The 13730-nt window shown below is 51.8% G+C and carries 12 protein-coding genes; 1 reads left to right on the forward strand and 11 read right to left on the reverse strand.

Features of this window, described 5'->3' with window-relative positions:
• Positions 1-9 precede the first annotated feature (9 nt).
• The 7 genes from tar to flhD form a co-directional block, all read right to left on the reverse strand.
• Complete coding sequence (gene tar, locus L2097_RS10265; RefSeq protein WP_047370940.1) at positions 10-1674, reverse strand: methyl-accepting chemotaxis protein II; 1665 nt, start codon at positions 1672-1674, stop codon at positions 10-12.
• Between the two features lie 390 nt (positions 1675-2064).
• Entirely contained in the window at positions 2065-2568 is a 504-nt protein-coding gene (cheW, locus tag L2097_RS10270) for a chemotaxis protein CheW (RefSeq protein ID WP_047370941.1), read from the reverse strand.
• 23 nt (positions 2569-2591) lie between these two features.
• On the reverse strand, positions 2592-4649 hold the full coding sequence (cheA, locus tag L2097_RS10275; protein WP_177328627.1) for a chemotaxis protein CheA: 2058 nt from the start codon (positions 4647-4649) through the stop codon (positions 2592-2594).
• A 10-nt stretch (positions 4650-4659) separates the two neighbouring features.
• Complete coding sequence (gene motB / locus L2097_RS10280) at positions 4660-5613, reverse strand: flagellar motor protein MotB (RefSeq protein WP_039078680.1); 954 nt, start codon at positions 5611-5613, stop codon at positions 4660-4662.
• Positions 5610-6497 carry a flagellar motor stator protein MotA gene (gene motA, locus L2097_RS10285; RefSeq protein WP_047370943.1) on the reverse strand — a complete coding sequence of 296 codons (888 nt, stop codon included), beginning with the start codon at positions 6495-6497 and terminating at the stop codon, positions 5610-5612. Before motA ends, motB begins: the two co-directional genes overlap by 4 nt.
• 126 nt (positions 6498-6623) lie before the next feature.
• A complete protein-coding gene (flhC, locus tag L2097_RS10290; RefSeq protein WP_039078678.1) occupies positions 6624-7202 on the reverse strand; it encodes a flagellar transcriptional regulator FlhC in 579 nt (192 codons plus the stop codon).
• A 2-nt stretch (positions 7203-7204) separates the two neighbouring features.
• Positions 7205-7555: a flagellar transcriptional regulator FlhD gene (gene flhD / locus L2097_RS10295; protein ID WP_047370945.1), complete on the reverse strand. Its 351-nt coding sequence runs from the start codon at positions 7553-7555 to the stop codon at positions 7205-7207.
• 777 nt (positions 7556-8332) lie between these two features.
• Between flhD and uspC the strand changes: the two genes are divergently transcribed.
• Complete coding sequence (gene uspC, locus L2097_RS10300) at positions 8333-8758, forward strand: universal stress protein UspC (RefSeq protein ID WP_047370946.1); 426 nt, start codon at positions 8333-8335, stop codon at positions 8756-8758.
• Positions 8759-8787: 29 nt separating this feature from the next.
• On the opposite strand, the gene otsA is transcribed toward uspC, so the two are convergent.
• From otsA to araG, 4 genes are all read right to left on the reverse strand, one after another.
• Complete coding sequence (gene otsA, locus L2097_RS10305; protein WP_250352785.1) at positions 8788-10212, reverse strand: alpha,alpha-trehalose-phosphate synthase; 1425 nt, start codon at positions 10210-10212, stop codon at positions 8788-8790.
• Positions 10187-10993 carry a trehalose-phosphatase gene (gene otsB / locus L2097_RS10310; RefSeq protein WP_085005925.1) on the reverse strand — a complete coding sequence of 269 codons (807 nt, stop codon included), beginning with the start codon at positions 10991-10993 and terminating at the stop codon, positions 10187-10189. The genes otsA and otsB overlap by 26 nt, the downstream gene beginning before the upstream one ends.
• Before the next feature lie 189 nt (positions 10994-11182).
• Positions 11183-12169 (reverse strand): L-arabinose ABC transporter permease AraH, encoded by a 987-nt coding sequence (gene araH, locus L2097_RS10315; protein ID WP_047370949.1) that lies wholly within the window; start codon positions 12167-12169, stop codon positions 11183-11185.
• 14 nt (positions 12170-12183) lie between these two features.
• The gene (gene araG / locus L2097_RS10320; RefSeq protein WP_047370950.1) at positions 12184-13698 is read right to left on the reverse strand and encodes an L-arabinose ABC transporter ATP-binding protein AraG; all 1515 of its coding nucleotides are present in this window, start codon (positions 13696-13698) and stop codon (positions 12184-12186) included.
• Between the last annotated feature and the right edge of the window lie 32 nt (positions 13699-13730).

Raw genomic sequence — 13730 nt, forward strand, 5'->3', positions numbered from 1 at the left:
TTAAAGCAGTTAAAAAGTTTCCCAGTTATCGTTTTGTCCGGTAGTGAGTTGACGGGCTCTGGAAGGAGCCGTGGTAATGTCTGCCGCCGGATTAAGCGCTCCATGCGCGTTTTTTGTAGGGACAGAAGAGAGACGGAAAGTAGAAACCGCTTGCGTCAACCTGCTGGCTTGTTCTTCTAATGCGGCCGCAGCGGCTGCAGATTGTTGTACCAGCGAGGCGTTTTGCTGCGTGACGCGATCCATTTCGGACACCGCCAGCGCAACCTGATCGATGCCACGGCTCTGTTCATCAGATGCCGAAGCAATCTCACCCATAATGTCATTTACCCGGGTTACCGCATTCACAATATCGCCCATCGTCTCACCGGCGCTTTCAACCAGTACCGAACCGGTATCCACGCGTGAGACAGAGTCTTCAATCAGTGCCTTGATTTCTTTAGCCGCCTGGGCGCTACGGCTGGCAAGGTTACGCACTTCGCCAGCAACTACCGCAAATCCACGCCCCTGCTCACCGGCGCGGGCGGCTTCAACAGCCGCGTTGAGTGCGAGAATATTGGTCTGGAAAGCAATACCGTCGATGACCCCGGTAATATCAGCAATTTTTTGCGAACTGGCGGCAATGTCGTGCATTGTTTTTACCACCCCATCCACCACTTTACCGCCGCGCTCAGCGGTATCAGAGGCGCTCTTCGCCAGCAACGATGCCTGACGGGCGTTTTCGGCGTTCTGTTTCACCGTTGCGGTCAGCTCTTCCATACTTGCCGCCGTCTCTTCCAGCGCCGAGGCTTGTTCTTCGGTACGGGATGACAAATCATTATTGCCCGCCGCAATTTCGCTGGTGCCGGAATGGATAGCGTCGGAACCGGCGCGCACATTGGTCACCGTATCAATCAACGAGCGTTGCATATGGTCGACGCTCTCGGCCAGATCGGTAATCTCACTGCGCCCTTCAACCACCAGCTTGTCGGTCAGGTTGCCGCTGGCGATTTCGCGAATATGTTTAATGACGGCAGTTAACGGGGCCAGCAGAATGCGGCGAATGCCGTACCAGACCAACGCCAGCACCACGACCAGGGCCAGCGCGAGTGCCGCCATTTGCCATTTTGCAAAGTTATAATCACTCACGCTTTCGTCATAGGCTTTGCGGTACAGCGATTCGCTTAACTGGGCATATTTACCCATCGCGTCACCGAGACCGTTCTGCATGCCCTGCGTTGGCTGGGCAAAATAACCATCCATGTTGCCGCCTTCCAGAAACTGCACCAGTTCCGTAAGGCCAGCCGCATAGGTTTTATACTTTTCATCCAGCACCTGGCGCGCCTCGTCCATAGCGGGGACCGATGGCATGGCACGAAAAGCATCGTAGTGTTTTGCGGCATCCGCCAGGCTGGATTTCGCGCTTTTTAATAATTCAGTTTTGGCGCTACTTTGTTGATTGTTGGGGTCCATCATCATACGGGCAGACGAACGGCTCAGGTTGATACGTGTTTGCAGCATCAATTCCCAGGTTTTCGTCAATTCGGTCTGTTGCATGCGCAGATCGTTGGACACCGCAAAGCTTTGTTGATTGTGATTAAGAGAAGAGAATAAAAGCCCGCCCGAGAGCAACTGCAGCAGCGCAAACACTACCAGTACACTCATCAGCATTGTGACAACGCGAATACGGTTCAACATGCTACACCTTCCTGAAAACTCATTAACGGTGTTATCGGCAAGGGGCAACAGAACTTTACATTTGCGAAAAGGAATTAAACCGTCTCACTAACGTCAGCCGGGGAATATCTCGCCACACGAATGTTAACAACGTGTTATTTAACAAGAAGTCAGGTCGAAAAATATGTCATTACCTGTCCATTCAGGTCGTTGGCAAGGGTGACTGATTCCCTGGTATCTACGCCGCAGGTAGCGTTACAGGCCAATAACGTTGGGTTAGTACGCTATCAGGCATCAAAAATAGTGACACGCAGCCCGGACTACAGGGCGGGTTCAGAAAAAAAGGCGGGCAATAGAACGGAAATAAAAAACCCCCACGCAATGGCGCAGGGGTTTTAAGGGACGAGGCGATTACGCGACGTGGGTAGCGGCGATATCCAGCAGCGCCATTTCTTCGCTGTTCAGCAGTTTTTCGATATTCACCAGAATCAGCATACGCTCGCCCAGTGCGCCAAGACCTGTCAGGTACTCGGTGGAGAGGGTAACGGCGAATTCCGGCGCCGGGCGGATTTGATCTGCCGCCAGCGACAGTACGTCAGATACGCCATCGACAACAATCCCAACCACGCGCTGACCAAAGTTCAATACGATAACCACCGTGTTATCGTTGTATTCAACTTCACCCTGGCTGAATTTCACGCGCAGGTCGACGATAGGAACGATAACGCCGCGTAAGTTAGTGACACCCTTGATAAAATCAGGCGTATTGGCGATACGGGTGACCTGATCATAGCCACGAATTTCCTGCACTTTCAGAATATCGATACCGTATTCTTCATCGCCCAGGGTAAATACCAGGAATTCCTGGCCCGATGGCTCGCCAGCCAGTTTTGTTACATTGCTCATACCGGTCATGTTTTTACCTTCTTTTAACTCAGTCAGGCGGCAGTGTGCGCCACACGTTGTTCACGGTTTAATCCCTGTAGTGCCGAAACATCAACAATCAGCGCAACGCTACCATCACCAAGGATAGTTGCCGCAGAAATTCCCGGCACTTTGCGGTAATTGCTTTCAAGGTTTTTCACTACTACCTGATGCTGCCCAATCAGCTGATCGACCAGCAATGCATAGCGACGACCCGCACTTTGCAGAATGACGACAATGCCCTGCGTAGCTTCGGTTTTCGCGCCATTAACATCAAATACTTTCCACAACTCGACCAATGGCAGGTACTCGCCACGCACTTCAAGTACGCGCTCACCCCCCGCCAGTGGGTGCAAATCTTCTTCGCGCGGTTGCAGTGACTCCATCACCGCGTTCAACGGCAGGATAAACACTTCACCGCTCACTTTAACGGACATGCCGTCAAGGATTGCCAGCGTCAACGGCAGCAGAATGCGAATCGTCGTACCTGCGCCCTGACGTGATTTGATCTCAACGTGTCCACCCATCTCCTGGATGTTACGTTTCACCACGTCCATACCCACGCCACGCCCTGAAACATCGGTTACCTGCTCCGCGGTGGAGAAGCCCGGTGCGAAGATCAACATGCCGACTTCTTCATCGCTCATGTTTTCGTGCACAGGCATGCCCTGCGATATGGCTTTTGCCAGGATACGCTCACGGTTCAGACCCGCACCATCATCGGTGACTTCGATGCAGATATTCCCACCCTGATGTTCGGCGGAAAGGGTCAGGTTGCCGATCGGCGATTTGCCTGCTGCAACGCGTTTTTCCGGCACTTCGATCCCATGGTCAAGGCTGTTACGCACCAGGTGAGTTAACGGGTCAATGATGCGCTCAATCAGACTCTTATCCAGTTCCGTTGAGCTACCCTGCAGCGTCAGTTCAACCTGTTTATCCAGCTTGCTCGCGAGGTCACGCACCAGACGCGGGAAGCGGCTGAATACGTATTCCATCGGCATCATACGGATAGACATTACCGACTCTTGCAGATCGCGTGCGTTACGCTGCAACTGCGTCATGCTGGTAATGAGATCGCCGTGGGTGACCGGGTCCAGCTCATTAGAGCGCTGCGCCAGCATCGACTGCGTAATAACCAGCTCGCCGACGAGGTTAATCAGTTGGTCAACTTTCTCTACCGCAACACGAATACTGGTTGACTCACTGCCGCGTGCCGGTTTTTCACGGCCTGCGGGTTGCTCTTTGGCGACGGCTTTCAGCGCCGGGACAGGGGCCGCCTGGACAACCGGAGCCGGTGCCGCTGTCGCAGCCGGTACGGCTTCTTCAACGACCTCGACCGGCGCGCTTTCCGCAGCGGCGGTTTCCACAGCTACGCTGGCGTTTTCAAAGGCGATCTGATCTGCTTCTATGACGAAACACAGCACCGCAATGATATCATCCTGGCTTACACCGCCATCCAGCGTGACGCTTAAGGTATCGGTCCCTTTAACAACGTCAGTGAGCGTGCCGAGGTTACCCAGCTCTTCTTCCAGAAGGCTGACTTCGTTTTCTTTAAGACGCGACAGCACAATACGCAGTTTTCCGTCATCGGCGGCGCTCGCCGGAGCGGCAGCCTCTGCGTCCTGTACGGCGCTTTCAACAACGGACAATTTGGCGCTATTGGTCGCGGCCGGAACAGCTTGCCCTTTGGCTTCCAACGCTAACTGACGCAACGCATTGCAGATATATTCAAAGCTGGCGGCATCCGGCTCCGTAGAGCTTTTATAGGCATCGAGCTGTTCCTGCATAATATCTTTGGTTTCCAAAAACAGGTTAATGATGTCAGTGTTGAGCTGCATTTCCCCACGGCGGGCTTCATCCAGCAGGTTTTCCATCAGGTGCGTGGTTTCCTGCAAAATGGTGAAGCCAAACGTGCCCGCACCGCCTTTAATAGAGTGGGCGGCACGAAAGATGGCATTGAGTTGTTCAGAGTCCGGCGCCTCTGGCACCAGATCTAACAAATGCTGCTCCATGTCGGCCAACAACTCGTCAGCTTCATCAAAGAACGTCTGATAAAAATCGCTAATATCCATGCTCACGCAATCACCTCGACTCGGGTTGTGGCGATGTTGTAACTGCCGCCGCAGGCGCGGATGCTGGCGCTGGCGCCGCTTCTGCCTCCGGCTGTGTAATGACGCTTATTGGCACATTCTGGCTTTCGGCGTTCTCATGCAGAATGGCTTCTTCTGCTTGTTTGTTTAGCACCAACAGGCTGATACGGCGGTTGATCGCCTCATTCGGTCCGCGCTCTGCCAGCCTCATTGTGGCTGCCATGCCAATGACTCGAAGCATTTTTCCATCGTCGAGACCCCCAACAACCAGTTCTCTTCGCGATGCGTTTGCACGATCCGCTGAAAGTTCCCAGTTGCTGTATCCTTTCTCACCGTTGGCGTAGGGATAGTCATCGGTGTGTCCGGAAATGCTAATTTTGTTCGGTATACCATTCAGTACCGGTGCGATAGCCCGCAAAATGTCACGCATATAAGGCTCCACTTCTGCACGTCCGGTCTTAAACATCGGGCGATTCTGGCTGTCGATAATCTGGATTCGCAGCCCTTCCTGAACAAGATCGATCTTGAGATGCGGGCGCAACGCACGCAATTTCGGATCGGCTTCGATCAGTTGGTCCAGATCGCCGCGTAATTTTTTCAGCCGCGCTTGTTCCATACGTTGCTTGAGATCATCAATGTTCGGCTGTTTTTTAACTTCACCCTGCTGCTGTGTGTAGTCATCGCCACCGCCCGGAATCGGACTGTCGCTATTCGAAATTCTTGGCCCACCCGTTACTGCTGTTGCAAGGGGTGTACGAAAGTATTCGGCAATCTGAATCAGTTCTTTAGGGCTAGAAATTGAGATAAGCCACATAACCAGGAAAAAAGCCATCATCGCCGTCATAAAGTCGGCATAGGCAATCTTCCAGGAGCCGTGCGCTCCCCCGCCATGTCCTTTATGTTTCTTGCGTCTTACGACGACGATAGGATGGGACTGATTTTTCATGCGTCCTCAGTCGTTGTCTGTTGGTTAGGGTTTCTTACCGCACGCACGTGTTCATCCAGTTCGACAAACGACGGACGTTCGGTTGAGTACAACGTTTTACGCCCAAACTCGACGGCAATCGGCGGCGCATAGCCGTTAAGATTCGACAACAATGTGATCTTGACGCACTGCATCATTTTGGTGGTTTCGGCGCTTTTCTGCCGCAACACGCTGGCCAGTGGAGAAATAAAGCCGTACGCCAATAAAATACCGAGGAAGGTTCCTACCATCGCGTGGGCAATGAGCGCACCAAGCTCCGCCGCAGGACGGTCCGCCGAGGCGAGTGCGTGAACCACGCCCATAACCGCCGCAACGATACCAAATGCCGGCAATGAGTCCCCCACCGCCGCCAGGGCGTTTGCCGGGACTTCCGCTTCGCTTTCATGGGTTTCGATCTCTTCGTCCATCAGCGCTTCAATTTCGAAGGTATTCATATTGCCGCTGATGATAAGGCGCAGATAATCAACGATAAATTCGAGCATGGTGGCATCGGCGATGATGCGCGGGTAGCTGGCAAAAATCTCACTCTCTTTCGGGTTTTCAATATCCCGTTCGAGGGAGAACATCCCTTGCTGGCGAGACTTCGCCATCAGGCGATAGAGCAACGCCAGCAAATCCATGTACATACTTTTTGTGTATTTAGAGCGGCGAAACAGCAAAGGTAACGCCTTAATGGTGCCCTTGATGGCTTTACCATTGTTACCAACGATAAACGCACCGATGCCAGCGCCACCAATGATGATAAGCTCGGACGGTTGATAAAGTGCGCCAAGGTGCCCGCCGGTCATCATATACCCGCCAAGGACAGCACCCACAACCACTATGTAACCTAATACGATAAGCACGACATCATCCTTCCGCTAATGACTATGGCAAGGAAGACAAATCGCAGGATTTTCGCGAAAGGCAGGGAAAAAAAAAGCAGCGGTATAACTTCACCGCTGCTGGAGTTTGTCCCACACCTTGTTCGGTCAAACAGCCTGATCGATCTGTTCTTCCAGCAGTTGTGGAATAATATCGGCAGCGTCCCGGGAAAGTTTACGTCTTTTTACCGCACGAGAAGGCGGCTGGCATAAACTACAGGCGAAACTGCCAACAGGCTGATGCGCGTGGGTGATAAAGTTACCACCACAGCAGTTACAGCGAGACAACTCCAGCATTCCGCTTTCCACGAAACGTACCAAAGTCCAGGCGCGAGTCAGAGCCAGCAGAGGCCCTTCCTCAGGCTGAGGGCATTGTTCGAGATAGAGTCGATAGGCTTTGATTACCGCATCAACGCCGCTGCATAACCCGGTTTTTAGTAAGAATTGCCAGGCATTACAGAACATTGAAGCATGAATGTTTTGCTCCCACGTCATAAACCAGTCGGTGGAGAATGGCAGCATACCTTTCGGCGGCGGGCTACCACGCAGCTCTTTGTAAAGCTTGATGAGACGACCACGGCTCAGTTGCGTCTCACTCTCCAACATTTGCAAACGTGCGCCCAGCGTGATCAGTTCCATTGCTAACTGAATGTCGCGGGCTTCCTGAACAATACTTTTCTCGCTCATGATTACGCCCTTTTCTTCCGGGCTGGTTCACCTGATTGGCTGGATTCATTCAGCAGGCGAGTAGAGAGCAGAATGCCAGTATGGATTTGTTGTAAATCATCCACACGGGATTCCTGAGTCAGACGCGTGATAGTCTGATGATTGTCAAAGCGGAACTGACAAATAACTTGATTTGTTTCAGCCAGCTTGACCATCTGCGGAAGTGTTAACTCTCCCAGGGTATTAGCCATTTCTTCGTTAACGCCTAAGCGGAACATGGCGGACGGTTTGTCCTGACTAATTAAACGCTGAGCAAGGAGCAGATATGACAGGTTGATGTCATAAATGTGTTTCAGCAACTCGGATGTATGCATTTTTCCCATCCCGAATAACCAACTTGTATCTTATGCGGACAAACCGCACCCCGTGATGTCGCCGGGAAAAACCCGGTAAAAAAGAAAGGCTAAATGCATAACAGACTTAGGATCTCGTGCGGCAGGTCTATCGATCAAATGTTTTTACCTTGCCACACTCTTAATCATTTCTTACAAAGAACTAAGATTTTTCCTAATTCGACGCAACTGTACTCGTAGGTGCTGAGACATACAATGTGACCAGAGTGAAATTTTGGAAAAAATGTGATCCACATCACATAATTTACGCATTTCCTGGTAAGAAATCTATCAGTCCCGCTTCTGAATTGATTATTTTTTGTTCTAACAATGCCTTTTTCTATTCTTTTAATGCGAATACTCATTCATATGACATATCAAAATGCGGCACAGTGGTCAGATGTGTACTATCTTTACGCGTTTAAAATGCCGAATACGTTTCTAATAAAGAGACGATAATAAATGTCTATATAAAACAAGAAATTAGAAATACAGCTCTGCTTATTAATTACCTTATGGGATCATTTTAAAGTTGTTAATCAAGACGATTAATAATTTAGGGATTTAACTTTAAATTCTTAAAATTTTACTTAAGCGCTTCATTCTAATTAAGATGGTCAAACTTCACGCTGTCCATTTCATAAGTTTAATTAATGAATATTTATGACTTTCTTCACAAGTTTGTCATATTGGTCTATTGCTACGTTGGCGCAAACGGAGTAATGGTGATATGTGAACCTCGTCGATAAGGAGTCAGTCATGGGTTACACGCATCTATTGGTTGCGGTATCGGCCTCTCCGGAAAGTCACGCGCTGGTGGCAAAAGCGGTGTCAATAGCACGTCCGTTTCACTCCCGCTTAACCCTCATCACCCTAACGTCCGATCCCGAAATGTATAATCAGCTTGCAGCGCCGATGATGGAAAATGTGCGTGAAATATTGCAGGAAGAGACACAGCAGTTTATGAACGAACTGGTAAGCCAGGCTGGCTACCCTATTGAACAGGTGATTATTACCTCTGGTGAGCTCAGTGAGCACGTCCTGCATACCTGTCGTACACAAGGTGTAGACCTGGTTATCTGTGGCAATCACAATCAGAGTTTCTTTGCGCGGGCAGCCTGCTCCGCGAAAGCGATAGTCGGTTCGTGTAAAGTGGATGTCTTACTGGTGCCTTTAAGCGAATAACCCCTCCCGCACTACGGAAGGGGCTACGGTCAGGCCATTTTCGGGAAGGTCGCCACTTTGTTCTGTAGGCTGCTCTGAGCACTACGTGGCGTGATAAGCTTTAAATCGCTGATAAACCTTTCTTGCCAGTGGTTGATATCATTTTGCTCAATCACCTTAAGCATTTCTGCATGGCGAGCGATACGTTCAGCCAGCGGCATCGTCAATGCCCTGTCCATTGCGGCGGCCACATCATCCCGATCATAGGGGTTAACAATCAGCGCCGAGGTAAGCTCGTTGGCCGCACCGGCAAATTGCGAAAGCACCAGTACGCCCGGATTGGCAGGATCCTGCGCGGCGACATACTCTTTCGCTACCAGATTCATCCCGTCACGCAATGGTGTAACCAGCCCGACCTCCGCATATCTGAAGACCTTCATCAACACTTTGCGATCAAAGTGCTGGTTAAGGTAATAGAGCGGCGTCCAGCCAAGCTGACCATACTTCCCGTTAATGCGCCCTGCTTCCGTTTCCAGTTGATGACGAATGTCCTGATAGGCCTGTACTTCGCCACGTGAGGTCGGCGCAATTTGCGTATAGCGAATCTTACCGTGGTGCTGCGGATACTTCTCCAGCAACGTTTCATAAGCGAGGAAACGTTCCGGCAAGCCCTTAGAGTAATCCAGACGCTCGACGGAGAAGATGTTCTTCACATTTTTCAGCTCATTTTTGATCTGAGCGAGTTTCGGCGGCAACGGCCCCGCGGCCTGCTGGGCAATCTCTTTCGGTTCGATACCGATAGGGTAAACCTCGGTCTGGAAGGTTTTCCCCCATGCGCTGTGGTGCTTACCGCCTCGGGTTGTCAGTCGCGTTTGCAGAGACAGGCAGTCAAGGAACGCCAGACGATCGCTTTCAGTCTGGAAGCCCAGCAGATCGTAGTCGCACAACTGCTCAAGTAGATCGGCATTCGGCGGCAGCGCGTTGAAGATTTCCGGCGTAGGGAAAGGAATATGCAGGAAGAAACCAATACGGTTGTTCACGCCGCGCTGGCGTAACTCACTGGCAAACGGCAACAGATGGTAATCGTGAATCCACAGAATGTCGTCATCTTCCACCAGCGGTAACAATTTATCCGCCAGCAGAGAATTTACCCGCTGATAGCCTTCCCATGCCTCACGCTGGAATTTCACCAGGTCCAGACGGTAATGGAAAGCCGGCCATAATACGGCGTTGGAAAATTGAGAATAATATTGCTCGTAATTCTCTTCGCTGAGGTTAAAGGATGCCCATGTGATATTTCCACGAGAAACCTTTTTGAGCGGTGCATCCTCATCACCAATTTCACCACTCCAGCCGAACCACAATCCACCCGTGGCTTTTAATGCTCCCAGAATCCCTACGGCCAGCCCACCTGCGCTGGTCTTTTTATCATCAGGCGGAGCAATACGATTAGATACTACGACTAAGCGACTCATAGCCATCTCTCCTGTTTGTTAGCGCCTTTTTTTCTTGTTCTTGATGGTCAGTAATACGTTTAAGCCACTGATGGACATCATTCACACAACCCAGACGCCATTGCGCGTGAGTGGTACCCGTCCCGACTTTCACTGAAATACCTGATTTCGCATTCACGACTTCAAAGCCGTGCTCGTCCGTCAGGTCATCGCCGATAAATATCGGTTTTCTGCCCTTAAACGGCGATTCCTGTAAAAACGCGTCAATCGCAGCACCCTTGTTGATGCCAGACGGTTTAAGTTCAATCACACATTTGCCCGGCTGCATCGCCAGCTGGCCCCAGTTTTCCACCATTTTGCGCGCCAGTGCGAAGATTGCCTCTTCATGCTCCGGTGCCTGCCGATAATGCAGCGCAAACGCCATCCCCTTGGTTTCAAGCTCGGCACCTTTAAGTGCGGCCATTCCCGTCTTGAGGGCCTGTTCCAGCGGCTGGACTATCTCTTCTGGCAACGTCACCCGGTGGGTTTGACCGTTGATATCGCGACGTTCCGCCCCATGAACCCCAGCGAGGGGAAAACGGTAAGGTCTGGCAAGCTTGTCCAGCTCTGCCATTGAGCGCCCTGAGATCAACGCCACCGCGCCATCATTCATTTCAGCAAGGCGTGCGAGCCGCTTGAGAACATCCGGCGGTACAAAAACCTGGTCAGGGTGAGGTTTGATATCGGCGAGGGTTCCGTCAAGATCGAAGAAAAATGCAAAATTACCGGAAAAGACAGGCGGTTCAGATAACAGGTCAGCCACCCTGGTTTCCTCCTTAAATGGTCATCGGTGAAAGGTCTCCTCGGATAACCTTTCATTATCATTAGCCATGTAAGTATAGACAGTGTGACGCTGCTCGCCATTTTATGCATAACCCATCAACCATTCTGGCGGTTGATGGGTTATGGGAGGTATGCTTAAAGATCACGCTACATAGTGATGTAGAGGGGATTAAACCGTCCGTTTAGCCTTTTGTTTGTAACGGTCAAAAATCACCGCAGCCAGCAAGATCAAACCACGCACCACATACTGGGCAAACGGCGAGATATTCAGCAGGTTCATCGCATTTTCTACCGTTCCGAGAATCAGGATCCCGGCAACCACATAAGAGATCTTGCCGATGCCGCCTTTCAGCGATACCCCACCCAATACGCAGGCTGAAATAACAATCAGCTCATAACCGATAGACGTCATCGGCTGACCGCTTGTCATACGCGAGGCGAGGATAATCCCGGCCGCCGCGGAGACCAGCCCGGACAGCACAAAGATAATGATCTTGGTGCGAACCACCGGAACGCCCGCCAGACGAGCCGCTTCTTCATTGCCGCCAATCGCCAGCGTGTTGCGACCGAACGTCGTTTTGTTTAACAGGAAGCCAAAAATGATCAGGCACGCGACAGTCAGCCAGATCGGCGCAGGCAGCCCCAGCCAGTTAGCATAACCGAGCGTAAAGAAGCTCTCATCTTCAATACCGACCGCTTTCCCATCAGAAATGATATAAGCCAGCCCGCGCACGATTTGCATCGTGGCAAGGGTCGTGATCAGGGCGTTAATTTTCAGGCGGGCGATCACAAAACCATTAATAAACCCGCTCACCACGCCCAACATCAGGCCAGCAAACACGCCCAGCCACAGGCTACCCGACATGTTAATCACCACGGCGGTGGTGACGCCCGCACAGGCAATAACAGAGGCGACTGAAAGGTCGAAATCGCCGGAGGCCAGACAGAACAACATCCCGCAGGCGACCATGCCGGACATGGAGATGGCAAGGCCCAGCCCTTTCATATTCACAAACGAGGCGAAGTTTGGCACAAAGACCGCACAGCCAATGAACAGTGCGGCAAACACGACCAGCATGCCGAACTGATCCCAGATGCGGCCCAGGCTAAATTGCGATGGCGTCTTCGGTGCGCCAGAAGAAGTTACAGATGACATCATATTCTCCTTGCTCAGGCGACAGCCTGGCTAACTTTAGGCATCGCGAGGCTGAGCGCTCGCTGTTCATCGGCCTGACCATGAAGCAGTTCACCGGCAATTTCACCTTCGCGCATCACCACGATACGGTCGGCGACGCCAAGTACTTCCGGCAGGTCACTGGAGGCAAACAACACCGCGACACCGCGGGCTGCCAGCGCATAGATAACGTTATAGATTTCATGCTTGGCCCCCACATCAATCCCGCGCGTGGGTTCATCGAGCAAAATGACTTTCATCTCTTCCGATAACCAGCGTCCCAGAATGGCCTTCTGCTGATTCCCCCCGGAAAGATTCATAATTAACTGATCGGCACTGGGCGTTTTGATATTCAGGCTGCGAATATGATGCTCAGCGTTCTGCGCCTCCCAGCCGTTATTGATCAAACACCCTGCATGGATAAACTTACGCCGGGCGCTGATATTGATATTCTCCTGTACGGAGTGGACAGGAATAATCCCCTCGGCTTTACGGTCTTCCGGGCAGAGCATCATCCCGGCGCGAATGGCATGGGAGGGTTTCTGGATATTAACCTCAGCACCGTCAATAAAGACCTTCCCTTCGGTAATTCGCGTACCACCGAACAAGCCTTTCATTAACTCGCTGCGCCCTGCTCCCACCAGACCGAACAGGCCAACAATCTCACCGCTGCGCACGGTCAGGCTAATCGGTGTGCGAACACCCGGTGCTTTGACCTGATCGAGGCGCAGGCGCTCATCACCATAGTCGCGCGGCTGCCAGCCGTAGATATCGCCCAGGTCGCGGCCAACCATCGCCTGCACCAACTGGTCATGGTTCACCTGTTGCATATCCGTGAACGTACGGACATAACGTCCATCTTTAAACACGGTGATGGCATCGCTGAGGGAGAAGATCTCTTCCATGCGGTGCGAAACATATAAGATGACGCGCCCTTCTTTGCGCAGCTCGCGAATGACCCTGAAAAGGTTGTCGATTTCGCGCGCCGATAGCGAGCTTGTCGGTTCATCAAAGGCGATAATTTTGGCATTGCGTGCCAGCGCCTTCGCGATTTCAACCATCTGCCACTGGCCGATGGAGAGATATTTGAGCGGTGTCTGCGGATCAATATCCAGACCCAGGTGTTTCAATTGCAGACCCGCTTCGTAATTAAGAAGTGAGCGGTTAACGATGCCGCTTTTATGGGGTAACTGGCCGAGATAGATATTCTCCGCCACCGTCATTTCCGGTACCAGATGCAGTTCCTGGTAGATGATAGCCACACCGGCATTGAGCGCCGCTGTGGTATCCGCGAAGCTAACTTCCTGTCCTTTAATGGCCAGCGTACCGGTCGTGGGCGCGTAATTACCGCTGAGAATTTTCAACAGGGTCGACTTACCCGCGCCATTCTCCCCCATCAACGCGTGGACCTGTCCGGCATGACAGTCAAAGCTGATATCGCTCAGGGCCTTGACGCCGGGGAACGTCTTGCCGATGCCGCGGAAGGAAAGATAAGGAGTAGAGTCTTGCATAACGTCTCCGTGAATCAGTTCAGTGTACTTCT

This window comes from Citrobacter sp. MNAZ 1397 (assembly GCF_023613995.1).
Classification (GTDB): Bacteria; Pseudomonadota; Gammaproteobacteria; order Enterobacterales; family Enterobacteriaceae; genus Phytobacter; species Phytobacter ursingii.